The sequence below is a fragment of the Stenotrophomonas sp. YJH_SMC_122 genome, assembly GCF_059369535.1.
On record NZ_JCAFST010000012.1, the window covers coordinates 117,810 to 142,514 of the forward strand.

Annotated in this window: 20 protein-coding genes; 11 read left to right on the top strand and 9 right to left on the bottom strand. The window is 67.3% G+C overall.

All coding sequences use genetic code 11. The annotated features are described in order from the left end of the window. Nucleotides 1-3: 3 nt before the first annotated feature. Nucleotides 4-768: a transcriptional regulator LldR gene (lldR, locus tag AC5P66_RS16100; RefSeq protein WP_049438366.1), complete on the bottom strand. Its 765-nt coding sequence runs from the start codon at nucleotides 766-768 to the stop codon at nucleotides 4-6. Nucleotides 769-821: 53 nt separating this feature from the next. Further along, nucleotides 822-2,480, bottom strand: coding sequence for an L-lactate permease (lldP, locus tag AC5P66_RS16105; RefSeq protein ID WP_049438365.1), 1,659 nt, complete (start codon nucleotides 2,478-2,480; stop codon nucleotides 822-824). A 237-nt stretch (nucleotides 2,481-2,717) separates the two neighbouring features. Between lldP and AC5P66_RS16110 the strand changes: the two genes are divergently transcribed. Then, nucleotides 2,718-3,110 (top strand): hypothetical protein, encoded by a 393-nt coding sequence (locus tag AC5P66_RS16110; protein WP_049438364.1) that lies wholly within the window; start codon nucleotides 2,718-2,720, stop codon nucleotides 3,108-3,110. A 70-nt stretch (nucleotides 3,111-3,180) separates the two neighbouring features. Here AC5P66_RS16110 and AC5P66_RS16115 read toward each other — a convergent pair whose 3' ends face one another. Beyond that, nucleotides 3,181-3,630 carry an MgtC/SapB family protein gene (locus AC5P66_RS16115; protein ID WP_049422814.1) on the bottom strand — a complete coding sequence of 150 codons (450 nt, stop codon included), beginning with the start codon at nucleotides 3,628-3,630 and terminating at the stop codon, nucleotides 3,181-3,183. Nucleotides 3,631-3,759: 129 nt separating this feature from the next. Continuing rightward, entirely contained in the window at nucleotides 3,760-4,518 is a 759-nt protein-coding gene (locus tag AC5P66_RS16120; protein ID WP_099495753.1) for an SDR family NAD(P)-dependent oxidoreductase, read from the bottom strand. Between the two features lie 319 nt (nucleotides 4,519-4,837). Here AC5P66_RS16120 and AC5P66_RS16125 point away from each other — a divergent pair, with 319 nt between their 5' ends. Then, the gene (locus AC5P66_RS16125; RefSeq protein ID WP_049414561.1) at nucleotides 4,838-5,791 is read left to right on the top strand and encodes a helix-turn-helix transcriptional regulator; all 954 of its coding nucleotides are present in this window, start codon (nucleotides 4,838-4,840) and stop codon (nucleotides 5,789-5,791) included. 224 nt (nucleotides 5,792-6,015) lie between these two features. On the opposite strand, the gene AC5P66_RS16130 is transcribed toward AC5P66_RS16125, so the two are convergent. From AC5P66_RS16130 to AC5P66_RS16140, 3 genes are all read right to left on the bottom strand, one after another. After that, the gene (locus tag AC5P66_RS16130) at nucleotides 6,016-7,926 is read right to left on the bottom strand and encodes a CocE/NonD family hydrolase (protein ID WP_049438361.1); all 1,911 of its coding nucleotides are present in this window, start codon (nucleotides 7,924-7,926) and stop codon (nucleotides 6,016-6,018) included. 222 nt (nucleotides 7,927-8,148) lie between these two features. Beyond that, nucleotides 8,149-8,535: a DUF4440 domain-containing protein gene (locus AC5P66_RS16135; protein ID WP_049438360.1), complete on the bottom strand. Its 387-nt coding sequence runs from the start codon at nucleotides 8,533-8,535 to the stop codon at nucleotides 8,149-8,151. Beyond that, nucleotides 8,535-9,893: an MFS transporter gene (locus AC5P66_RS16140; RefSeq protein WP_495216498.1), complete on the bottom strand. Its 1,359-nt coding sequence runs from the start codon at nucleotides 9,891-9,893 to the stop codon at nucleotides 8,535-8,537. The genes AC5P66_RS16135 and AC5P66_RS16140 overlap by 1 nt, the downstream gene beginning before the upstream one ends. Before the next feature lie 105 nt (nucleotides 9,894-9,998). Here AC5P66_RS16140 and AC5P66_RS16145 point away from each other — a divergent pair, with 105 nt between their 5' ends. Beyond that, nucleotides 9,999-10,904, top strand: a complete 906-nt coding sequence (locus tag AC5P66_RS16145) for a LysR family transcriptional regulator (RefSeq protein ID WP_099495751.1) — start codon at nucleotides 9,999-10,001, stop codon at nucleotides 10,902-10,904. An 85-nt stretch (nucleotides 10,905-10,989) separates the two neighbouring features. Here AC5P66_RS16145 and AC5P66_RS16150 read toward each other — a convergent pair whose 3' ends face one another. Continuing rightward, on the bottom strand, nucleotides 10,990-13,785 hold the full coding sequence (locus tag AC5P66_RS16150) for a beta-glucosidase family protein (protein WP_099495750.1): 2,796 nt from the start codon (nucleotides 13,783-13,785) through the stop codon (nucleotides 10,990-10,992). A gap of 338 nt (nucleotides 13,786-14,123) precedes the next feature. Between AC5P66_RS16150 and AC5P66_RS16155 the strand changes: the two genes are divergently transcribed. Next, nucleotides 14,124-14,558: a VOC family protein gene (locus AC5P66_RS16155; RefSeq protein WP_049429041.1), complete on the top strand. Its 435-nt coding sequence runs from the start codon at nucleotides 14,124-14,126 to the stop codon at nucleotides 14,556-14,558. Nucleotides 14,559-14,851: 293 nt separating this feature from the next. Next, nucleotides 14,852-15,556, top strand: coding sequence for an AraC family transcriptional regulator (locus tag AC5P66_RS16160; RefSeq protein WP_111191488.1), 705 nt, complete (start codon nucleotides 14,852-14,854; stop codon nucleotides 15,554-15,556). A 9-nt stretch (nucleotides 15,557-15,565) separates the two neighbouring features. On the opposite strand, the gene AC5P66_RS16165 is transcribed toward AC5P66_RS16160, so the two are convergent. Beyond that, a complete protein-coding gene (locus tag AC5P66_RS16165; RefSeq protein ID WP_049438495.1) occupies nucleotides 15,566-16,456 on the bottom strand; it encodes a sterol desaturase family protein in 891 nt (296 codons plus the stop codon). Nucleotides 16,457-16,628: 172 nt separating this feature from the next. Here AC5P66_RS16165 and AC5P66_RS16170 point away from each other — a divergent pair, with 172 nt between their 5' ends. The 6 genes from AC5P66_RS16170 to AC5P66_RS16195 all read left to right on the top strand — a co-directional run bounded on the left by AC5P66_RS16170 (nucleotide 16,629) and on the right by AC5P66_RS16195 (nucleotide 24,688). Further along, entirely contained in the window at nucleotides 16,629-17,534 is a 906-nt protein-coding gene (locus tag AC5P66_RS16170; RefSeq protein WP_049414221.1) for a LysR family transcriptional regulator, read from the top strand. A 92-nt stretch (nucleotides 17,535-17,626) separates the two neighbouring features. Beyond that, complete coding sequence (locus AC5P66_RS16175) at nucleotides 17,627-18,316, top strand: DsbA family oxidoreductase (protein WP_099495747.1); 690 nt, start codon at nucleotides 17,627-17,629, stop codon at nucleotides 18,314-18,316. Beyond that, entirely contained in the window at nucleotides 18,313-19,320 is a 1,008-nt protein-coding gene (locus tag AC5P66_RS16180) for a cyclase family protein (protein WP_099495746.1), read from the top strand. Before AC5P66_RS16175 ends, AC5P66_RS16180 begins: the two co-directional genes overlap by 4 nt. Nucleotides 19,321-19,537: 217 nt before the next feature. Beyond that, nucleotides 19,538-20,152, top strand: coding sequence for a translesion DNA synthesis-associated protein ImuA (imuA, locus tag AC5P66_RS16185; protein WP_021204497.1), 615 nt, complete (start codon nucleotides 19,538-19,540; stop codon nucleotides 20,150-20,152). A gap of 9 nt (nucleotides 20,153-20,161) precedes the next feature. Next, entirely contained in the window at nucleotides 20,162-21,571 is a 1,410-nt protein-coding gene (locus AC5P66_RS16190) for a Y-family DNA polymerase (RefSeq protein WP_495216499.1), read from the top strand. Nucleotides 21,572-21,577: 6 nt separating this feature from the next. Next, the gene (locus tag AC5P66_RS16195; protein ID WP_099488306.1) at nucleotides 21,578-24,688 is read left to right on the top strand and encodes an error-prone DNA polymerase; all 3,111 of its coding nucleotides are present in this window, start codon (nucleotides 21,578-21,580) and stop codon (nucleotides 24,686-24,688) included. Nucleotides 24,689-24,705 lie beyond the last annotated feature (17 nt).

Here is a 24,705-nt window from a genome sequence, read left to right on the forward strand (position 1 = left end):
GGGTCAACCGTGGGGGGAAGGCAGGCGCGAGGCCCGCGCGCGCCGGGCTTCGTTGTCATCGAGAGTGCGCAGCGTGGTGTGCACGAACTCGAGGTGGGCATGCGCGGCGGCGCGCGCGCGTTCGGGATCGCCGTCCAGCACCGCGTCCATCATCTCGCGGTGCTGGTCGGACAACGGCGAGAAGGTCCTCGCCGAGGTGTAGAGCTTTTCGCGGCTCTGCGAGATGTTGGTCTGAAGCAGTTCGAACAGGCCGCGCATCACCTGCAGAAGGACCAGGTTGTGCGAGGCCTCGGCGATGGACAGGTGGAAGGCCGCGTCGGCCTCGGCTTCGCCGGTGGGGTCGTCCTTGCCGTGCGCGTCCATCATGGTCTGGAAGGCCTGCGCGATGCGCGTGCGGTCCTCGTCAGTGGCACGCAGCGCCGCATGCCAGGCGGTGGCACCTTCCAGCGCGTGGCGGATCTCCAGCACGTCGAAGCGGTATTCCGGGTCGCCTTGGAACAGCGGCAGGTACGGCGCCAGCGGTTCATCCAGCGCCTGCCGCGCGCGTGCCGCAGGCTCGGCCACGTAGGTGCCGCCACCGACGCGTGCGGTCAGCAGGCCCTGGCTGGCCAGCTGCGCGATGGCCTCGCGCAAGGCCGTGCGCGAGACCCCCAGCTGCACCGCCAGGGTGCGCTCTGCGGGCAGCCGGTCACCCGGCTGCAGCCGTTGTTCCTGCACCAGGCCGCGCAGCTGCGCGGCCACCTTGTCCGAAATACGATGCGTGCTCATGGCGCCATTGTGGCCCGAAGCACGCAACGGGTGGCCGACCGATCGTGCATGGCTCAGGGGATCATCCAGGTCAGCCAGTAGGCCTGGGCCAGCGTGATCAGGCCGACCATCGTGGTGAAGATCAGGCTGTGCTTGACCGTGAAGCGGAACAGGTCCGACTCCTTGCCGGCCAGGCCGACCGCCGCGCAGGCAATGGCGATCGACTGCGGCGAGATCATCTTGCCGGTGACACCACCGGTGGTGTTGGCCGCCACCAGCAGCACGTCGGACACGCCGATCTGCTGTGCTGTGGTCGCCTGCAACGCCGAGAACAACGCATTGGACGAGGTGTCCGAGCCGGTCAGGAACACACCCAGCCAGCCCAGGAACGGTGAGAAGAACGGGAACGCGTCGCCGGTATGCGCCAGCGCCAGGGCCAGCGTGGCAGACAGTCCCGAGTAGTTGGCGATGAAGGCGAACGCCAGCACCATGCCAATCGAGTAGATCGGCATGCGCAGCTCACGCACGGTCTCGCCGAAGGTCTGCAGCGCCGAACGGGCCGGCATGCGCAGCGCGATGATGGCGATCACCCCGGCCAGGATGATCGAGGTACCGGTGGCCGAGAACCAGTCGAACTTGTAGACGGCGTCATAGCTCAGCGGCGCATCCACGATCGGTGGCATCTTCTGCACCAGCTGGTCCAGGCCTGGCACCGGGATCTTCAGCACCCAGCCTTCCAGCGGGCCATCCGCCGCGAACAGCGATTTGAACGGCTTGATGCTCCACAGCGTGACCATCGCGGTGAGGATCAGGAAAGGCGACCATGCCCTGGCGATCTGGCCGACGCTGTGGCGCGGTGCCTGCAGCGCCTGTGCGGCCGCCTCGGCGCTGGTTTCGGTGTCGAAACGGAAGATCCGTACCGGCTTCCAGCGGCGCAGGAACAGGGTCAGGCAAACCAGCGACGCCAGCGAGGCGGTGATGTCCGGCAGCTCCGGGCCGATGAAGTTGGAGGTCAGGTACTGCGCGATGGCGAACGAACCACCCGCAACGAGCACCGCCGGCCAGGTCTCCTTGATGCCGCGCCAACCATCCATGATCGCCATGATCCAGAACAGCACGATGATGGTCAGGAACGGCAACTGGCGGCCGGCCATCTGGCCGATCTCGAATGCGTCCAGGCCGGTGACCTGCCCGGCCACGATGATCGGAATGCCCATCGCGCCGAACGCTACCGGCGCGGTGTTGACGATCAGGCACAGGCCAGCGGCATACAGCGGCTTGAAGCCCAGCCCGACCAGCAACGCTGCGGTGATCGCCACCGGCGCACCGAAGCCGGCCGCGCCTTCCAGAAAGGCACCAAACGCGAAACCGACCATCAGCATCTGCAGGCGCTGGTCTTCGGTCACCGACAGGATCGAGGCGCGGATGATGTCGAACTGTCCGGTCTTGACCGAGACCTTGTAGAGGAACACCGCGCCGATGATGATCCACGCGATCGGCCACAGGCCGTAGACGAAGCCGAAGCCAGCCGCGCCCAGCGCCTGCGGCAACGGCATGCGGTAGAACAACAGGGCCACGCCGAGTGCGATGGCCACGGTGATCGTGCCGGCCAGCCAGCCCTTCATGCGCAGCACGGCCAGGGCAACGAAGAAGAACGCGATCGGCAGCAGCGCGATCAGGCTGGACAACCACAGGTTGCCGGCGGGGTCGTACAGGTGTTGCCAGGGCTGCATGAAGACTCTCGACTGGGGGCGGGTTCACCACCGCAGGGGTGGGTGGTCGTTGGCCCCATCATTATTGGTCATACCGATAATGAATTGCGAAGCCACTGGACGCAGATTGAACCGACGATTGCGCGAAGATCCTATTAGACCATAGGGTTAGAATGAATTATTGGTACGACCATTAAGCCAGTTGAGACAGTGGCGCGTATCCACCACACTGGATCCTGCCCCACCTCTGGTACACGAATGACACCCGCCCCCACCCGCGACCTGCAGTCCATGCAGCGGCAGGCAGCTGACTGCCTTGCCAACTACGCTGAGGCGAACCGGCTTGATCACGCAGGATTGGATGCACTCATCGCCCATCTGCGCGCATATCCGGATGCGGGCGAAGCCATGGCATTGCCAAGCTGGGATCAGGCAGGCTCAGAGCTCCAGATCGCGGGTCGAGGTGATCCATTGCCGCCATCTCTGTTGGGGCAGATCGCCACGGACAAGCACGAGGAGTTGAACGACCTGATCTGTTCGTGCGTTGAAGTGGGAATCGCAGATCTGTACGGCGCTACGACGGGTGTTCCTGACCAGATGTTGGCCAGAGCACTGGCCATCCTGCAGCGCAACGCTCCGCAGAAGACCTGACTGCTTCAACTCCGCCTTGCAATCACGGTCAGATCACCCGTTGAGACTATGATCCCATCCCCTCAACGCCTCAGATCTTCTTCTCCAACCGCCGCATCACCGCCAGCACCAGCACGCACAGCACGCTGACCCCGATCGCGATCACGTACTTGCTGATCCCCACCGCGATGCCGATGGCCGCTGCCATGATCAGCGAACTGGCCGTGGTCAGGCCGCTGACCTGGTCCTCGCGTGAGCCGCGCAGGATGGTGCCGGCGGCCACGAAGCCGACGCAGGCCACCACCGCTTCAATCAGGCGTACCGGATCGACCTGCAACAGGTCGCGGTAACGCTCCTGCTGGAAATGTTCGGCCACCGAGTCGCCGAGACCGACGATCAACGCGGCGGCCCCGGCGATCAACATGTGCGTTCGCAGGCCGGCGGCGTGCTTGCCCATTTCCCGCTCGACACCGAGCACACCGCCGAACAGCATCGCTGCGGCTACGCGCAGCAGGATCGAGACATCCTGGGTAAGTTCCATGGGCAGGCTCCGGGAATTTCCCTGAGCGTCGCGTGGAATGCGTGGCACAGAGGTGAAGGCCACCCCACAGTGCGTTCACCCGGTAGCGCCGGGCGATGCCCGGCGACGCCGTAACCCGCGTTCAGCGCATCACTGCGCGAGGTAGCCACCGTCGATGGCGTAGTACGTGCCGGTCGCGAACGAGGCATCGTCGCTGGCCAGCCAGGCTACCAACGCGGCCACTTCCTCCGGCGTACCCAGCCGCTTCAACGCGTGCCGCCCTTCCAGCGTGGCGCGCACCTTCGGGTCCATCCTCTCCAGCAGTGGCGTGCTGATGAAGCCCGGCCCCACGGCGTTGACACGGATGCCGTCAGCCGCATGTTCCCACGCTGCGGTCTGGGTCAGCCCGACCACGCCGTGCTTGGCCGCCACATACGCGGTGGAGCCGGCATAGCCCACCTGGCCCAGGATCGAGGCCATGTTGATGATGCTGCCGCCCGTGCCGGCCGCGCGCATGGCCTGGATCTGCGCACGCTGGCACAGGAACACGCTGGTGAGGTTGACATCGATCACGCGCTGCCAGCCATCGAGAGGATAGTCACCGCTGGCGGCGGCCGGCCCGCTGATGCCGGCGTTGTTGACCGCCACGTGCAGGCCGTCGAGTTCCTTGATCGTGCGCTGCACCGCTGCCTCCACCGCCGCGTCGTCGGTGACGTCCAGCGCGATGCCAATGGCCTGTGCGCCGGTGCTGCGCAACTGCGCCACGGTGGCATCCACTGCATCCTGCTTGAGGTCCCAGACCGAAATACGGGCACCGGATGCGGCCAGCGTCTGGGCCACGGCCAGGCCGATGCCCGACACGCCTCCGGTCACGATCGCGGTCTTGCCGGTCAACTGGTAATCAATCATCTCCATTCTCCATCGGTGGGGTATCGAAGTGGCCTGCAACAGCCAACCCACCCACCCTACGCGCGCGCCCGTGATGGCCAGGCTGACATCGCATCTTCAGATCGTTCCAGCCATGAAACCTCAACTGCAGTTTATGTATGGAATTACGTACGGACATGCGTGCAAAACGCCGGCGTATGTTCGTCGACATTTTCACTTTGGCCGTAATCGCCAATCGTTTTGACCTTATTGAAGTCAAAAGCACGCGAATCGCGGCGACAATGGGAAACGCTTCCAGATTCTTCGACACATTCAATTCAACCTGTGTTTGCGCAGAGCGATGTCCCGATATTTCACTTTTGCTGATTACCGCCAGTTCGGCGAACGCCATGGCTACGACTACCGGATCGAAGGGAGTGAACTGCGCGACGACCAATGGGCAGGGCGTGGCGACGTCCACGAACAGTCACTGCGCGGTGGCCTGGGCCTGATCGCCTCGGACGTGCACAACCGCTTTACCTATACGGCAACCGCTGTGCACGATGCCGGCCTGACCATCCGCCTGATGCTGCAGGGCGAAGTGGATGTCCAGTTTCCTCGTCGCAAGGGCTTCACCCTGCGCGCCGGCACAGGCATGACCACCAGTCACCATGAACCTGTTTCCATGGCCGGTCTGCATCCTGGCGGCAGCCACCTGCGCGGGGTCAGCTTGAGCGTACCGGCCGATCTGGACGTGGACATGCTGCGCCTGCCGGCACTGCAACGGATCCTTCAGTCCCCTCTGCAGTGCCGCCACTGGGCCATTCCGCACGCGATGCTGCCGACGCTCGCCCAACTGTTCGACAGCCCCTGGCAGGACGACATCGATGCGCTGTGGCGCGAAGGCGTGGCCCTGCAGGTGTTGGCCGTCGGCCTGCAGGCCCAGGATATGCAGACCGAGCATGTACGCACGCTGCGCGCCGGCCAGCGCGAGCGACTGGAACGGGTGCGCAGTTACCTGCATGACGACCCCAGCCATGCCCACAGCCTGATCGAACTGGCCCAGCTGGCCTGTATGAGTCCGAGCTCCTTGCGTCGCCATTTTGCCCAGCAATACGGAAGCTCGGTGTTCGACTACCTGCATGAGCAGCGCATGCGCCATGCCGAACAGGGCCTGCGCGAAAACGGATGGACCGTCGAGCAGGCTGCCGCCGCCAGCGGCTACCGCCACCCCAGCAACTTCGCCGCCGCGTTCCGCAAGCGCTTCGGCCTGGTCCCCAGCCGCTGGCGCACGGGCCCGTCGAAGGTGGGCTGAAGGCCCGGGCCCAGGTAGGTGTCGACCTTGGTCGACACGCTCCTGCGCCATTGCGGATGCCGGCCAGCGGCCGGCACTACCACACCCGCCTGGATCCACCTGCCATGGCTCAGCCCTGGTAGGTGTCGACCTTGGTCGACACGCTCCTGCGCCATTGCGGATGCCGGCCAGCGGCCGGCACTACCACGTGCTGCCGGGCTATGCCCGGCGTCATCCTCTCCGCCTCAATACACCGGCAGATCGATGTAGCTGGCCTGCGCAGCGCTGTGCCACACGCGCTGCGTGGCCTTCTGGTAATCGCCTGGCTTGGCCAGGTAGATGTTCGGCACGTAGGTCTGCGGATTGCGGTCGTACAGCGGGAACAGGCTGGACTGCACCTGCACCATCACCCGGTGGCCCTTCTGGAACGTATGGTTGGCGTTGGGCAGATCGAAGCGATACGGCAGCACCTGGTTGGCGGCCAGCGGCTTCGGATCGCTGAAGCTCTCGCGGTAGCGGCCACGGAAGATCGCCAGCGACACCGGCAGCTCGTAGCCACCCATCTCCGGCGTGGACGCTTCCTGGTCCGGATACACGTCGATCAGCTTCACCACCCAGTCGCTGTCGGTGCCACTGGTCGAGGCCTGCAGGTGAACCACCGGCGTGCCGCCGATGCGCAGCGGCGCGGTCAGCGGTTCGGTGATGAAGGTCAGCACGTCCGGGCGCCCATCGACGAAGCGCTGGTCCTTGACCAGCCAGGTGGTCCACATGTCGCGGTCGCCGAAGCGGACCGGGCGCGGCACGAAGGGCACCGGCTTGGCCGGGTCGGACACGTATTCCTCGAAATCACCCTCGCCCGCTGCCGGTGCCTGGAACGCCAGCTTGCCGCCGGCGCGCAGGTACAGCGGCTTGCTGCTGGCGGCACAACCCTTGTCGCAGCTGCGCGGCCAACCCTTCAAGCGGTCCCAGTGGTTTTCGCCGGTGTTGTAGATCAGCACCGGTGGCGTATCGGCCTTCGGCGCGCCATCCACCAGGTACTGGTCGAAGAAGGGCTTGAGCACGTCGCGGCGGAACTGCAGCGCGGTATCGCCGTCGAACTTCAGCGCACCCAGTTCGCTGCCGCTGTAGTTCACCTGGCTGTGTCGCCACGGGCCCATCACCAGGTAATTGCGGTTGTTGCCGCTATCGCGTCCTTCCATCGCCTGGTAGGCGTGGTTGGCACCCCACATGTCCTCCTGGTCCCACAGGCCCTGCAGCCACATGGTCGGCACCTTCAGCGGTGTCTTTGCCATCACCGCGTCCAGCGCCTGGCCCTGCCAGAAGCCGTCATAGGCCGGATGCTCGACCAGCTTCTTCCACCAGGTCAACTGGTCCACGCCGGTGAAACGCGCGTAGTCGCCTGCCGAGCCGATGCGCAGGAAGGTGCTGTAGTCGTCGTAGCCCAGGCTGGGCAGCGGCGTACCCTTGCCGCGCTTCTCGGTCTGCATGGCGAAATAGTTGAAGTTGACCTGGCGGAACGCACCGTAGTTGAGCCAGTCGTCGCCCATCCAGCCATCAACCATCGGGCTCTGCGGCGCGGCCACCTTCAGTGCCGGGTGCGGGTCGGTCAGCGCCATCACCACGGTGAAACCCTCGTACGACGAACCGAGCATGCCGACCTTGCCATTGCTCTCCGGCACGTTCTTCACCAGCCAGTCGATGGTGTCCCAGGCGTCGGTGGAATGGTCGACTTTGGTGTTGTTCAATGGCCCGCGCAGCGGCCGGGTCATCACGTAATCGCCCTCGGAGCCATACTTGCCGCGGATATCCTGGAACACGCGGATGTAGCCGCCGTCGACAAACACCTCGTCACCCTGCGGCAACAGGTCGCGCATGCGCGGCGAATCACTGCGGCTGGCGCGACCGGCAGCATCATAGGGGGTCCGGGTCAGCAGAATCGGCGCATTGTGGGCGCCCTTGGGCACCACGATCACCGTGTACAGCTTGGTGCCATCACGCATCGGCACCATCACCACGCGCTTGTCGTAGTCGCGACCGACATCCGGGGCAACGAACGGCTTGCCGCTGATATCCGGGGTCATCGGCGGGGTATCGGCGGCCAGCACGGTGCTGGACAGGCAAAGGGCAATGGCTACAGCGACGGCACGCACACGCATGGACAACCCCTCCCGGCAGGAAAGCCTCAAGCCTACTCCTGCCTGGCGCCGTGAAGTGTGTGCAGGCTTTGCATTCTTCGGTGGATGCAGGCAGGACTGATGGCACATGTGCCTGCGGTGCCGCTGCGCTCGCCGGCGAACGGTAGTGCCGGCCGCTGGCCGGCAACCGCGTAACGCGCCCCAGGATCATGAAGTTGCCGGCCAGCGGCCGGCACTACCCGGTCAGGCCACCACCACCTCATGCAGCGCCAGCCAGCGCCAGCGACCCTCTTCCTGCCTCAGCACCGCCAGCGATTCGCGCCACGCGGGCTGGCCGCCATCGATCGAATGCCCTTCGCGATAGCGCAGCACCGCCAGCGGCAACGGCACATCCACCGCCTGCACGGCGTCGATGGAAATCCGCAGCCCTGGGCGCGCCCCGTGACCACCGGCGAACAACGCCTGCACGGCCTGCCGATCCAATCGGCGTCCGGCGATGCCGACCATGCTGAAGTCCCTGCAGAAATGCGTCATCAGATCATCCAGCGCATCCGCATCAACCTCGGCCCGGAACCAGGCCTGCAGCTTGTCATGCAGGCAGTGGATTTCATGTTCTGCGGTGGTGTCCATCAGGTGTTCTCCGGTTGCTGAAAGGTGATCCTCTGCGACCTGCGCAGCAATGCCATCGGTAGCAGGGTCAGCAGGGCGGCCAGCCCCAACGCCACGCGGGTGGCGTTGGCCGGCAGCCATTGCATGGCCAATGCCAGCAGCAGTGCGATGGCGGCGGTGCCGAGGAAGAAGCTGAGCTGGCGGTTGAGGTTCCAGAGTGCACTGGCATCGCCCAACGCCTCGCCTTCCACGCCCTGGAAGGCCAGCGTCTGCGCGGTGCTGCTGCACAGGCTGCCGCCGGCGCCCGTCAGCGCGAACAACGATCCGGCCAGCACGAAGGCCGGCTGTGGCAGCAGCGCCATCAACAACAGGCCACTGGCCTGCAGGAGCATGCCGACGCGCAGTACCGCGGCCGGACCGAAGCGAGCCAGCAGGCGCTTGCTGGCCATGATCGCGATGGCCGCAGCCAGCGCCCAGGGCAGCATCAGCGCGCCGATGCGTGCCGCGCTGTAACCGGCGTGGTGCAATTGCAGGGTACTGACCTGTTGGCTGCCAATGAACACACCGGGTACGGCGAGATACACCAGCATCGCCAGCCGCAGCCTGCGATGGGACAGCAACGACCAGCGCAGCAGTGGCTGCGCTTGCCGACGTGCATGCCGCAGGTGCGTCGCCGCCAGCAACAGCGCGGCCAGCAGCAACACGGCACCTGCACCGCGATGTCCCGATTCGCCCAGCCAGGTCAGCGCCAGCAGCAGCGCGCCCAGCGCCAGCATCGCGGTGGACAGCGCATAGGCCTGCAGGCGCGGCGCACTGCGCGCGCCATCGGCCGGCATCCACGCCAGCACCAGTCCAATCGCCACCACGGCCAGCGGCAGGCTGGCCCAGAGCACACCGCGCCAGGACAACCACTGCACCAGCAGCCCACCGAGCGCGGGCGCCAGTGCTGGTACCAGCAGCGCAACCAGCAGGATGCGCCGGGTCAGCGCACCACGCTGCCCGGGCGTGCACTGTCGGTAGGCCGCCGCCTGTGCCACCGGAATCAGCAGGCCACCGGCCAGGCCCTGCAGCAGGCGCCAGCTCAGCAGCCAGCCAATACCCGGTGCTGCGCCGGCCAGCGCAGCAGCAACCGCGAACAGCAGCAACGCCACCAGCAGCAGGCGACGCTCACCCCAGCGCGCGGCCAGCCACGGCGCCAGCGGAATCACCACGCTCAGGCCCAGCATGTAGGCGGTGCCCACCCAGGCCAGGGTGCTGATGTCGGCGTGCAGCTCCGCTGCCAATGCCGGATAGGCCACCGTGGCGACGAACATGTTGACCAGATCCAGAGCGAATACCAGCAGGAAGATCGCCTCATGGCGCAGGCGGGGGGACGGCATCGGCGGCGCTCCAGCAGGGAAGCGGCCAGCATGCCGTGCGGGCCTTGTTGGAAAAACACGACAGCAACTGCAACACTGTCAAATCTACTTTGACAATGAATTGCCATGGTCAGCCTTGATCGCTTCGATATCTTCCGCGCCGTGGTCGAGGCCGGCAGCCTGACCGCTGCGGCCGATCGCCTCGGCCTCAGCCGCGCGGTGGTCAGCTTCAACCTGAAGCGGCTGGAGCAGGAGCTGGGCGTGACCCTGCTGCTGCGCAGCACCCGCCATCTGGCCCTGACCGAGGCCGGGGAACAGTTCCTGCAACACTGCGTGCAGGCACTGGATGCTGCGCAGGCGGCGATCGATGCCGCACGCCGCGACCAGCACCAGCTGCAGGGCGTGCTGCGCCTGACCACCACGCCGGAGTACGCCCAGCTACGCTTGATTCCTGCGTTGGAGGCGTTCCGTGCGCGGCACCCGGCCCTGCAGCTGCACCTGTCGACCTCACCGGCACCGGCCGACCTGATTCCCGAGCGTTTCGACCTGGCGATCCGCCTCGGCCGCCTGCCGGATTCAGGGCTGCATGCCAGCGAGCTGGAACGCCATCCACTGTGCGCGGTGGCGGCTCCGTCCCTGCTGGCACGCCTGCCCTCTGCCGATGCGGCCGATGACCCCGTGCAGCTGGGCACCCTGCCCCGCCTGGGCTACCCACGCCTGGCCGACGTGCCGGTGGTTGCCCCCGATGGCAGCGACGCGCTTTTCGCCACTAATCCGGGCAATGCCGTGGTGCGCGTAGATGGTGCCAGCAGCCTGCGCGCTTTCGCCGTGGCCGGCGCCGGGGTTACCGTGCTGCCGCGTTGGCTGATCGAGGACGACCTGGCCCAGGACCGGCTGCGCCCGGTGCTGCGCCAGCACCGCTTCCCGCAGCAGAGCGTGTACGCTGTCTACCCGCACAGCACACAGCCCTCGCCAAAGGTACGGCAGCTGATCGATTTCCTGCGCGGGTGGTTCGGCACCGCACCTTTGTAGAGCCGAGTTCATCAGCCGAGCGTGGGCTCGGCTCTACAGGACGCCACGAACGGACACGGCCCTGTGCGGGCCGTGTCGTCAGGCATCAGCGCAGCACCTGCTCCACCAGCTGCACGTCCACGCTCTGCAGCGGCTCGGCCGCATTGCGCGACAGCTGCACCTGGTAGGTGCCGCCGTGGATCTTCCACTGGCGCGCCTGCGCATCGTAGTGGGCCAGCGTCTTCGGCTCGGCTTCGATGCGGATGCGGTGCTGTTCGCCCGGCTGCAGGTTCACCTTGTCGTAGCCGATCAGGCGGATCGGCGTGGTGCTGCCGGCCGGCAGCTTCAGGTACAGCTGGGCCACATCGGCACCGGCACGCTTGCCGGTATTGCGGATATCGACGCTGGCGACCAGGCGCGAGCCTTCCACGCTCACCTTCAGGTTCTCATAGGCGAACGAGGTGTAGGACAGGCCATGGCCGAAGGCGAAGGTCGGGGTCAGGCCCCTGGCCGCCATCCACTTGTAGCCGACGTTGGCACCTTCGATATCGAAATCGAACACATCTCCGAACGGCTTGGCCGGCTTGAAGCCGAGACCGTCGATATGCGGGCGCGGCAGCTGCGATTCGTCCGTCACCCAGGTCACCGGCAGGCGGCCGGACGGATTGACCTGACCGGTCAGCAGCGCGGCGATGCCTTCGCCGCCGCGGATGCCCGGGTACCAGGCCTGCAGCATCGCTGGCACCTGCGCCAGCCAAGGGGTGCGCACCGGGCCATTGGTTTCCAGCACCAGCACGGTCTTCGGGTTGGCCTTGGCCACCGCCGAGATCAGTGCGTCCTGATTGTCCGGCAGCTGCATGTCCGGCAGGTCCACCGATTCGGCGGCCCACTGGGTGGCGAACACGATGGCCACGTCGGCCTGTGCGGCGGCCCTGGCCGCTGCGGCGGCGTTGGTGCCGTCCACGTACTCGATGGTCGCGTCCGGACGCGCCGCACGCAGCGATTCCAGCGGCGAGGACGGGTGGAAGATCACCGGGCCCGGCCAGGTGGTCGGCAGCACGCCCGGCACCGCGTTGGTGCCCTTGGCGGTCACGCCCACCATCGACGAACCACCGCCACCGATCACGCCCTTGTCGGCGTGGCCACCGATGATGACGATGCGCTTCACGCTGTCGGCCAGCGGCAACAGGTTGCCTTCATTGCGCAGCAGCACGCTGCCCTCTTCCACCGTGCGCTGGGCCACGGCGAAGCCGGCCTCGGCATCCACCTTCTGGTGCTGCGGCGGGTTGTCGAAGTTGCCGTGCAGGAACATCGTGCGCAGGATGCGCGTGACCATGTCATTCAGGCGCGCCTGCGGCACCACGCCGCCATGCACGGCCAGGCGCAGCGGTTCGTCGAAGAACACCGCCGCATCGAACACTTCACCGGCCGACTGCTGGTCCAGGCCGGCCAGCGCCGCCTTCGAGCCGCTGTGCACGCCGCCCCAGTCGGACATCACGAAACCGGGGAATTTCCATTCCTGCTTCAGCACCTGGTTCATCAGGTAGCCGTTCTCGCAACCGTAGGTGCCGTTGATCTTGTTGTACGAGCACATCGCTACACCCGGGCGGCCGGCTTCGAGCGCGATCTCGAAGGCCAGCAGGTCCGACTCGTGCATGGCCTGTTCGCCGATGCGCACGTCGTGGAAGTTGCGCCGGGTCTCCATGTCGTTCAGCGCGAAGTGCTTCATCGAGGAGATCACGTGCTGGCTCTGCACGCCCTGGATCAGCGCGCCGACCATCGATCCGGCCAGCAGCGGGTCCTCACCGGCATATTCGAAGTTGCGGCCGTTGCGCGGGTCGCGCTGCAGGTTGACGCTGCCCGACAGCAGGATGTTGAAGCGCTGCTGCCAGGCTTCGCGGCCCATGGTCGCGCCACCGGCGAAGGCGACTTCGCGGTTCCAGCTGGAGGCGGTGGACGGGCCTGAGGGCATTGCCGTGGCGAAGTCGCCCGGGCGGATGCCGCCCGGATTGGTCACGCCGACACCGGCATCGGCCGACTGCTGCGACGGAATGCCCAGGCGCGGCACGCCCGGCACGAAACCGGCCGAACCGACCGCACCTTCCGGCAGTGGGCCACCGTCCTTGCCCAGCCCGAAGTAGCTGTGCAGCATCTGGAACTTCTCATCCTCGGTCATCGCCTTCAGCAGCAGCGCGGCGCGCGCGTCGGCGTTGAGGGTGGTGTCCATCCATGGCTTTTCGCCGTGCTTGTCGGCGGCATAGGCCAGGGTCAGCAGGGTGGCACGCAGGCTGCTGCCTTCGATCTTGAACGGTGCGCTGCTGGCGGCCTGGAAGCCGTCGCTGAAGTAGCTGGCATCGGCTTCCAGCGCCACACGCGCCGGATCGAAGCCTGCGGCCTTGGCCGATTCACCGGCCACCGCGCCGAGCAGCACCGCCGGTGCACCCAGCCGGGAACGGGTGACCAGCGCCGGCAGCTGCGCGGCACCTGCGCCGGCATCGGTATAGACCGCCACGGTGTGGCGGCCATCGTCCAGGCGCAGGTAGTTCAGGCCCGGCTGGTCGGGGCCGGATTCGGCAGCAATCGGCAGCCGGGTCAGCACGGCCTGGCCGCGCTGGGTCTGGCCATCGTCCTTGCCCGCAGCAACGAAGCGGTATTCGTAACCCAGTCCATCGGCCAGCACCTGCAGCGGATCGACCTGGCCAATACCGCGCTGCACCTGGCGCACGCTCACCGCGTCCACCTGCAGGGTCTTCAGCTGGGCGGCCAGGGCCGGCATCGCCTCGGCGGTCGGGGCCTGTTCCAGGGTCAGCACGGTGAACGCGGCAGGGTCGGCCCACGCCGGAGCGGCCAGTGCGGCAGACAGGGCCAGGGACAGTGCAAGCGGCTTTGTAAACGTTTTCATCGACGGGCGTAATTCCGTTGCCAAGGCAATCGGTCCAGGGAAAGTGCCGCCGAAGGGTGCAGCGTTCATGCCGCGCAGGGGTTGCCAGGCAACACCCCGCAGGCCGAAGGACGGGCCGGTCTGCGCGCGGGACCCTCCTCCCGGCGTGACAACCTGCCTGCCCGGGCCGCGCAGGGCGACCCAATCCTGTGAAGATTGTGCGAGGGCGTTCACGCCTGTCAACAGGACCTAAGTCACAGGGGCGATCCCTGCCTGCAGTTATCAGGCCATCACCGGCGGTCATCAGCGGGCCGCGCTGGGCTGCCGATAATGAAGGTCCCTGGCCACGAACCGAGCCCATGACTGTCCATCGCGACTTCGACCATCTCTGGCGTGACCGCTGTGATACCTCCAGCCAGCGTGCGCCGCGCGTGCTGATCCGGGTGTTCGTGGCCCCCGGTGAGCTGGAACGCAGCGTGGCGTTCTACGAGCAGTTGCAGGGCGTGGTGGCCGATGCGGGCTTTCCGTTTCCGGAGGCCGGGCTGCGCCTGGCCATGGTCGGTGCGTTCCTGTTGATCGAGGGCAGCGAGGCGGCGCTGGCGCCGTTCACCTCGACCACGGGGACACTGCTGGTCGATGACGTTCGGCCTTATCACGACAAGCTGGTCGCCGCCGGCGCCGAGATCATCTTCCCGTTGCAGGTGGTCCCGACCGGGGCGGCGTTCAATGCAGTGCATCCCGATGGCACGGTGGTCGAGTACGTGCATCACCGGCCTGATCCGCAGGGGCGGTGAGGGTGCGCACGGCCGGGCTGCGCCCGGCACCCGCAGAGGCGACATCAACGTTAAAAACCAGAGCAACAGCAAAAGCTGGGTTCCTGCAGGTAGGCGGGGTGGGTCCGGCTGCGGGGGGCGCTGCAAGTACGTCCATGTAAGCTCGGTCGCGCCATCCATGGCGCTCACGCCCCCGCAACCGGCCCCACCCCGCCTTCGACAGTCTCTCGCGACCTGCAGTAGATCCACGCCATGCGTGGATGCTCTTCGTTTCATTGTCGAAATAATCGATTTCGATGGAGATTCATCCACGCATGGCGTGGATCTACAATCCCTCCATGTCCTCCCCCGCCCTGCCCTGGAATGGCACGTTGCTGCTGGATGCGCACGCCGCCGTACTGCACGGTCATGCCGGTGACAGCGCTTCGCATGCGCACTACGCCCATCAACTGCTGCTGAGCGACGATACGCCCTGGCAGATCGAAGTCGATGGCGTACGGCAGCAGGGCCAACGGCTATGGCTGCCTTCGTTCCAGCCGCACGCGATCCTGTCGGCACCGGAAGCAGGCTGCACGGTGTTCCTCGAACCTGCCCACGCCGATCCCACCCAGATCCAGCAGCATCTGCACGCGCTGCCGGGCAACGCGCTGGAACTGCGCGATTGGCTGCCACGGCTGAGCCGCCCGCAACCGCTGGACCGCCGCGTGCAGGCGGCGTTGGCCCGTATCACCCAGTACCTGCCCGGTCCGGTGCCGGCTGCCGACATCGCCGAAGCCGCGCACCTGTCGACCAGCCAGCTGCACCGGCGTTTCCAGTCCGACCTGGCGGTAACCCTGCGCGGCTGGGTGCTGTGGCAACGGCTACGCACTGCGCTCACGCATCATCTGCGCGGGCACAACCTGACCGACAGTGCGCATGCCGCTGGATTCGCCGATCTGGCCCATCTCTCGCGCAGCCTGCGCCGCATGTTCGGCATCGGTGCCGCGCAGCTGCAGGGCCTGCAGCTGCACGCGGCCTGACATGTTCGATCATTCGCGCCTGCGCAGGCCTTCGGGCAACTCCGGCACCTCGCCATGCGGTAGTTCGCGGAACGGCGCCAGCAGCTGCCCCGTGTAATCGCGTGGATAGTCCGGTTGGCTGCCGATGCCGAGATCGCATTGCTGCAGCCGATAACCGGGCGCATCGAAGGCGGTCCCCAGCAGGTGATCCCAGACGGTCAGGAACAGGCCGAAGTTGACGTCGCCGGCGGTGCCGTAACGCATGTGGTGGAAGCGATGCAGCGGCGCCCACGCCATCACCCGGCCCAGCACGCCAGGGCGCATGTCCACGTTGGAGTGCTGCAGCAGCAGCTGGATCGCGATGGCAAGCGCCAGCACCGCCGCCACCGGCATCGGCAGGCCCAACAGCAGCAGCGGCAGCACACCGCCCACCGCTTCGGCCGCCTGGTGCAGCGGGTGTTTCATCAGCCCGTTGAAACCGTACATGCGGGTCACGCTGTGATGCACCGCATGCAGGCGCCACAACCAGCCGATGCGATGGCTTGCGTAGTGCACCAGGGTGATGCCGAGATCGGCAGCGATGATCGCCACCAGTACCTGCAGCGCGAACGGCCACTGCAGCGGCCAGACCTGCCACGGAATGATCGCCGCCAGCAGCGGCACCGCCGCGATCGACAACAGGTTCAGGCCCTCGTTGACCAGCGCGTGCAGGGCGTCACGCACACGGTCGCCATGGTCGTGGTTGAACGCAGGGTCATACGGCCAGGCGCGCTCGGCGACGAACGAGACCGCGCTGGCGATCACCAGCAGGGCCAGCAGCCACAACGGATCGCCATGGCAGTGGCCGACCCAGACGACGGCAGTGGCAACGAACCCCAGCAGGAACAACGGGGCATACAGGCGGAGGATCCAGTGTTTCATGGGCAACCCGGGAAGTGAGGGCCTGCATGCTGGCGCGGGATGCGGGTTACGGGCTTGAACAAACGGCGCAACCCGTGCCGCTGCCAGAGGCCCACCTTGGTGGGCACCGCGTTTCCCACATCCACGCACGGCGCGGCTCTACAATGGCGCCCTCATCGCGCCCGGGGCCGGCATGGATTCCTTCAACCTGATGCGTGCCTTCCGCCGCATCGTCGAACGCGGTGGGCTGGCCCGTGCCGCCGAAGATCTGGGCATGTCGCCGGCCGGGCTCAGCAAACAGCTGCGCACGCTGGAAGCGCATCTGGGCGTGGTACTGCTGCAGCGGACCACGCGGCGCATGAGCCTGACTGAGACCGGCCACGCCTATTACCGCGAATGCTGCCGCCTGCTCGACGAACTGGAGGCGCTGGAACGCGGCATCGCCGAACAGCGCAGCGACGTGGCCGGGCGCCTGCGCGTGAACGCGCCGCAGTCGTTCGCGCTGAGCACGCTGTCGCCGCTGCTGCCACGCTTCCTGCAGCAGCATCCGCAGCTGTCGCTGGATCTGGTGATGGAAGATCGCCTGCTCGATGCGGTCGGTGAGGGTTTCGATGTGTCGTTGCGGCTGCGTGCCGAGCTGGACGACTCGCGACTGGTGGCGCGCCGGCTTGCCTCGCTGCAACAGGTGCTGTGCGCTGCCCCGTCCTACCTGCGGCAGCATCCAGCACCGCAGGCAGTGGACGATCTGCAGGCGCACAGCGTGCTGGCCTACAGCCTGTCCGACTCACCGGGCAGCTGGCCGTTGCTCGGCCCCGATGGCCAGGTGACGATCACCTTGCCAGCGCGCGTCACCGTCAACAACAGCCTGCTGCTGCGCGACCTGCTGGTGGCCGGCATGGGCATCGGCGCCCTGCCCTCGTTCCTGGCGGCACCCGCACTGGCCCGTGGCGAACTGCAGCAGGTGCTGCCCGACCACCGCTATCCGCCGCGCTTCGTGCATGCGGTCTACCCCACCTCGCGCCACCTGCAGCCCAAGGTGCGTGCCTTCATCGACTTCCTGCACACCGAGCTGCCCGGCTGCGCCGGCCTGGATTCGTAACCGCCAGCGAAAACTGAGCTGCCCGCAGCGTGCTGTTTCGGCCATGCCACGCTGCCTACTCTGCCGCCTCCTCTCTCACCGATGGCAGGCAGATGTCTTCCGTTCCTTTCCCCGCCACCGCAGCGCCGGTGGTCGATTTCTTCCACGACGTGGTCTGCGGCTGGTGCTTCGTGCTGGCCCCGCGCCTGCAGAAGGTCTCCGCCGAACTCGGCATCCAGGTGCGCCACCGCAGCTTCGTGCTGCAGGACTCGCGCGCGCAGATGGTCGAGGTGTTCGGTTCGATGGCGCGCGCCAAGGCGATCATCCTGCGTCACTGGACCGACTGCGCCGCGCATGAAGACACCGCGCGCATCGATATCGAAGGCATGCGCGCACAGGACTTCGAGTATCCCTCCGGCTGGCTCGGCGCACTGGCCTGCCAGGCCGCCGGCATGCTCGGTGGCAACGACGCCCATGGCGCGATGTTCGACGCGGTGCAATGGGCGCACCTGCACCAGCACCGCAACATCGGCGACGCCGAAGTACTGCTGGATATCGCCGAATCGCTGGGCCATCCACGTGGCGCCTTCGCTGACCACATGCGCAGCGACGCAGTGCGCCAGCGCGTGCAGGCCGATCGTGCCGAAGCCGCTGCCCTCGGCATCCGGTCCATACCCACCGTGATCGGCGGCAACGGCCTGCGCCTGCAGACCCTGCCGCTGCCACACCTGCGCCAGGCCCTGGCGCCCCTGGTCGCGGCCAGAGCCGCACCCTCCCCACCCTGCAAGGAGATTTCCCCATGACCCCACGTACCCTGTCCACCGCGCTGGCCCTGCTGCTGGCCGCCACTGCGGCTTCCACCACCGTATCCGCGCACGAACGCGCTCCCTCCGGCCAGCAGGTCGGCACCAGCCCCTGGGGGCCGAAGGACGAGATCGGCCGCATCAACCTGATCACCGACGCCTCGCGTGCGGCGATCCTGTCGCGGGTCAGCGGCGGCAAAGCCTATGACCTGGCCACCGAATACTACGTCGGCATGCCCAGCTGGCAGGATGCCGGCGACCCGCACTACCAGTTCTGGATGACCCACACCCCGCGCGGCACGGTGATGGACGACCCGATGGGCGTGGGCGAGACCATGAACCTCACCCGCAGCTACACCGGCACCGCGTTCTCGATGTACAGCCACACCGGCACCCACATCGATGCGCTGAACCACTTCGGCATCCACGGGAAGATCTGGAACGGCTTCGAGGCCGACCAGCATCTCGGCGATCGTGGCTGGAATGTCACCGGCATCGAGAAGTTCCCGCCGCTGATCGCGCGTGGCGTGCTGATCGACGTGGCCGCCGCCAAGGGCGTGGACATGCTGCCGGACAGCTATCGCGTCACTCGCCAGGACCTGAAGGATGCGCTGGCACGCCAGAAGGTGAAACTGCAGCAGGGCGACGTGGTGCTGATCCGCACCGGCCGCATGCGCCTGTTCGAGCAGCCCAGGGCCTACATGGCCAACCCGCCGGGCATGGGCCTGGATGCGGCGCGCTTCCTGGTGGAGGACAGCGGCGCGATGATCGTCGGCGCCGACAACCTCAGCTTCGAGACCTTCCCCTCGGAGGTGTCCGACGACTACGTGCCGCTGCACACCTACCTGCTGGCCCAGCAGGGTGCGCCGATCATCGAGCTGGTGGCGCTGGACGAACTGGCCCGCGACAAGGTCTACGAATTCGCCTTCATCGGCGGCCCGCTGAAGATCCGCGGTGGCGATGCCGCGCCCCTGCGCCCGGTGGCGTTGCCGGTCCACCCGTAACCGCATCCTGTGGGTGCCGACCTTGGCCGGCACTCCTACCCCTTCAGCAACCTGAAACCCGGCCCTCCGATTTCATTAGTAATTCTACTTACAACGCGAGTAGCATGTCTGGTCTCAGCCCCTGATACCGGCCCGTCGATACTCGCGCCATGCCCGCCGTTTCCGCCCGTTCCTGCCGTTTCCAGCCCACCCGGCGCCTCCCCGGGAGGATCGGCTGATGGGTGCGGTCGTTGCCCTCGACCGGCTGCTGGACGGGCGCCAGCTGTGGCGCGGCCCGGCCCGCCAGGGCCCAGCCAGCGACCATCTGGCCAGCGGCCACCCGGCGCTGGACGCACGCCTGCCCGGCGGCGGCTGGCCGGCCAGCGGACTGTGCGAGGTGCTGCAGGCGGCGCCGGGCGTTGGCGAACTGGCGCTGGTATGGCCGGCACTGGCCAGGCTGAGCCAGCGCGACCGCCCGATCGTCCTGGTCGCTCCGCCCTACCGTCCGCATGCCCCGGCCTGGGCCGCCGCCGGGCTGGACCTGGGCCAGTTGCAGATCATCCACGCCGCGCCGAAGCAGGCACTGTGGGCCGCCGAACAGTGCCTGCGCTCTGCGGCCTGCGCGGCGGTACTGTGCTGGCCGCATCAAGCCGACGACCGCGCCCTGCGCCGCCTGCAGGTGGCCGCCGACAGCGGCCAGTGCCTGGGCTTCGTGTTCCGCGAGGCGCAGGCCGCGCGCAATCCCTCCCCGGCCAGCCTGCGCCTGCAGCTCGACCACGGCCAGGTGCGGGTGCTGAAGTGCCGTGGCGGCCTGCCGCCGGCACAACCGTTGCCGCTGGCCATCGCCCACTGAGGACGCGCCATGCACTGGGCCTGCCTGTTGTTGCCGCAGTTGGCGCTGGACAGCGTGCTGCGCCTGCAGCCCGACCCACAGCGGCCATTGGTACTGCTGCAGGGGCCGGCGCAGCGTCGCGTGCTGCGCGCGGTCAGCCCGTCGGCACGTGCAGCAGGGCTGCGCCCGGGCATGCTGCTGTCGGCTGCACAGGTACTGGTGCAGGACATGCACCTGCACGACTACGACACCAATGCTGAACAGCACACCCGGCATCTGCTGGCCAGCTGGGCCTATGCCTACAGCTCGCAGGTCAGCCTCGATTTTCCGCATGCGCTGGTGCTGGAAATCGGTGCCAGCCGCGCCCTGTTCGGTGACTGGCTGACGATCCAGCAGCGCCTGCGCAACGAACTGCACGAACTCGGCTTCCGCCACCGCCTGGTGGCCGCGCCTACCCCACATGCCGCGCGCGTGCTGGCCAACGTCCACGATGGCCTCGGCCTTGATGCGCAGCAGCTGCCGGCGGCGCTGGCGCAGCTGCCCCTGGCGCGCTGTGGCCTGCCCAGCGAGGCGGTGACGGTGCTTGGCCGTTCCGGCCTGCGCACGTTGGGCGCGGTGCTCAAGCTGCCGCGCGACAGCCTGGCCCGGCGCTTCGCCCCCGAGGTCCTGCAGCAGCTGGATGCATTGCGCGGGCTGCCCACCGCGCCATTGCGCTACTACCAGCCACCGGACCGTTTCGATGCGCGCATCGAATTCGAATACGAGATCGAATCCAGCCAGGCCCTGCTGTTCCCGCTGCGCCGCCTTCTGCTCGACCTGGCCGCCTTCCTGTGCTCGCGCGATGGCGGCGTGCAGCGCTTCGACCTGCATTTCGAGCATGACCTGTTGCCGGCCAGCGTGCTGACCATCGGCCTGTTGGCGCCCGAGCGCGATCCCACGCTGCTGTTCGAGATCGCACGCAACCGCATGGAAGCGTTCGCCCTGCCGGCCGGCAGCCGCGCACTACGCCTGCAGGCCGAACAGCTGCCGCCGTTCGTACCCGCCGCGCGTGACCTGTTCGATACCCGTCCGGCGCAGGCGATGCCGTGGAACCAGCTGCGTGAGCGCCTGCGCGCGCGGCTCGGCGATGATGCCGTGCAGCCGCTGGCAGTGCAGGCCGACCATCGTCCCGAACGTGCCAGCGGCACCCAGCCAGCGGCCAGGCCACCGGCATACTGGCCACTGCGCCCCGGTTGGCTGCTGGACGCTCCACAGCCGCTGCGTGACCCGCGCCTGCGCATCATCGCCGGGCCGGAGCGGATCGAATCGGGCTGGTGGGACCAGGCTGATGCGCGCCGCGACTACTACGTGGTGGAAACCGCGCATGGCCAGCGCGGCTGGGCCTTCCGCGCGCGCAACGATCCGCATGCGCCGTGGATGCTGCACGGCTGGTTCGGCTGAGCCGCCATGCACAGCGAACTGCCCGGCTACGCCGAACTGCACTGCCTGTCAGCCTTCAGTTTCCAGCGCGGTGCTTCGATCGCCGAAGAGTTGTTCGCGCGCGCCGCGGGCCAGGGCTACCGCGCGTTGGCGATCACCGACGAATGCTCGCTGGCCGGCATCGTGCGCGCCTGGCAGGCAGCGAAGGCACATGGCGTGGCACTGATCGTCGGCGCCGAATTCCAGGTCGAGGACGGGCCGAAGCTGGCCCTGCTGTGCACCGACCAGACCGCCTATGCCGGGCTGTGCCAGTTGATCACGACCTGTCGGCGGCGGGCTGCCAAGGGCGAGTACCGCTGCCTGCGCGACGATCTGCTCGGCCTGCCCGACGGTTTGTTGTGCCTGTGGCTGGACCGGCAGCCATCCGCCACCGATCTCGAGTTGCTGCGCACCGGCTTCGATGACCGGCTGTGGCTGGCGGTGGAACTGCACCGCGAACACGATGACGCACGCCGCCTGCAGCAGCTGCGGGCCTTCGGCGAACGCCACCGCCTGCCCCTGGTCGCCAGTGGCGATGTGCATATGCACGTGCGCCGCCGCCGTGCCCTGCAGGACACACTGACCGCGATCCGCCACCGCTGCAGCGTGGCCGAGGCCGGCTGGCGCCTGTTTCCCAATGGCGAGCGCCACCTGCGCCCGCGTACCGCGCTGGCCCAGCTGTATCCGCCCGAACTGCTGGCTGAAACCCTGCGCATCGCCGAACGCTGCCACTTCACCCTGGAACAGCTGCAGTACACCTATCCGCGTGAGCTGGTGCCCGAAGGACACGATCCGGACAGCTGGCTGCGCGTGCTGGTCGAGCGCGGCATCCGGTGGCGCTGGAAAGGCGGCATCGAAGCGAAGCAACGCACGCAGATCGAGCACGAACTGGCGCTGATCAAGCAGAAGAACTACGCCTCCTACTTCCTCACCGTGCAGGACATCGTGCGCTTTGCGCGCAGCCAGGACATCCTCTGCCAGGGCCGTGGCTCAGCGGCCAACTCAGCGGTGTGCTTCGTGCTGGGCGTGACCGAGATCGACCCGGCACGCAGCAACCTGCTGTTCGAGCGCTTCATCTCCGCCGAGCGCGACGAACCGCCGGATATCGACATCGACTTCGAGCACGAGCGTCGCGAGGAGGTGCTGCAGTACGTGTTCAAGCGCTACGGCCGTGAGCGCGCCGCACTGACCGCAGTGGCGATCAGCTACCGTGGCCGCAGCGCGATCCGCGACGTGGCCCGCGCACTGGGCCTGCCGATGGACCAGGTCAACGAACTGGGCGCGGCGATGGACCACTGGGGCGGCAACATCCCATTGCCGGAAACCCTGCGCGAGCGTGGCTTCGATCCGGACACGCCGTTGATGCGGCGCCTGCTGGCACTCACCGCAGAGCTGATCGATTTCCCGCGCCACCTGTCGCAGCACCCGGGCGGTTTCGTGATTTCCGAGCATCCACTGTCGACCCTGGTACCGGTGGAGAACGCGGCGATGGCCGACCGCACCGTCATCCAGTGGGACAAGGATGACCTGGATGCCACCGGCCTGATGAAGGTCGACTGCCTGGCATTGGGCATGCTCACGGCCATCCGCAAGTGCCTGGCGATGCTGAAACAGCATGGCCTGCACGAAGGGCGCATGGACGCCATCCCGCCCAAGGATGCGAAGACCTTCGACATGATCTGCGCCGCCGATACCATCGGCGTGTTCCAGATCGAATCGCGCGCACAGATGGCGATGCTGCCGCGCATGCAGCCGCGCACGTTCTATGACCTGGTGATCGAAGTGGCGATCGTGCGCCCCGGACCGATCCAGGGCGACATGGTGCATCCCTACCTGGAGCGGCGGCGGATCCTGCGCGAACAGGGCCCGGAGGCACTGAACGATCCGGACAATCCGCTCTACCCACCGCAGCTGGAACGCGTGTTCGCGCGTACGCTGGGCGTTCCATTGTTCCAGGAACAGGTGATGCAGCTGGCGGTCGAAGCCGCCGGCTACACGCCTGGCCAGGCCGATGCCCTGCGCCGTTCGATGGCCGCCTGGAAACGTCGTGGCGGGCTGGAACCGCATCGCGAGAAGCTGTTGGCCGGCATGCTGGAGAACGGCTTCAGTCGCGAATACGGCGAGCACCTGTTCGAGCAGATCAAGGGCTTCGGCGATTACGGCTTTCCGGAAAGCCACGCCGCCAGCTTCGCCCTGCTGACCTATAACAGCTGCTGGCTGAAGTGCCACCACCCGGCCGCATTCACTGCCAGCCTGATCAACAGCCAGCCGCTGGGCTTCTACAGCCCCGACCAGCTGCTGCAGGACGCGCGGCGGCATGGCATTACCGTTCTTCCCGTGGACGTACGCCACAGCGACTGGGACTGCACGCTGGACTTCAGCAGGGGGCCGGCGGCGATCCGCCTGGGCCTGCGCCTGATCGACGGCTGCAACGAAGGTGCCGTGCAGGCCATCATGCGCGAGCGCGCGCGGCGCCCGTTCGACGACGTCGGCGACCTGTGCCAGCGCACCGCGCTGGACCGCCGCCAGCAGGGCCTGCTGGCCGATGCCGGGGCACTGCGCGGGCTCAGCGGCCATCGCCATCGTGCACGCTGGGATATCTCGGGCGTAGAGAACCGGCTGCCGCTGTTCGACCAGGCCCGTGCCACTGCCGAAGCCCGCGTGCCGCTGCCACTGCCCAGCGCCTGGGAGGACATGCAGGCCGACTACCGCAGCACGGGCACCACCCTCGGCCGCCACCCGATCTCGTTCCTGCGCGCGCAGCTGCGCAGCCGTGGCTGCCTGGATGCCGCACAGCTGGCCGGGCACGGCCACGGCCGCCGTGTGCGCATCGCCGGACTGGTGCGCATGCGCCAGCGGCCACAGACCGCCAGCGGGGTGACTTTCCTCACCCTCGAGGACGAGACCGGCATGGTCAACGCCGTGGTCTGGCGCCACCTGGCCGACCGCCAGCACCGGGTGCTGGTCGACACCCAGCTGATGCAGATCGATGGCCGCCTGGAGCGCGTTGATGGCGTGCAGCATGTCATCGTGCAGCGCATGCACTGCCTGGATGAGCTGCTGCAGGGACTGCGCAGCCACAGCCGCGATTTCCACTGACGATACACATCGTCACA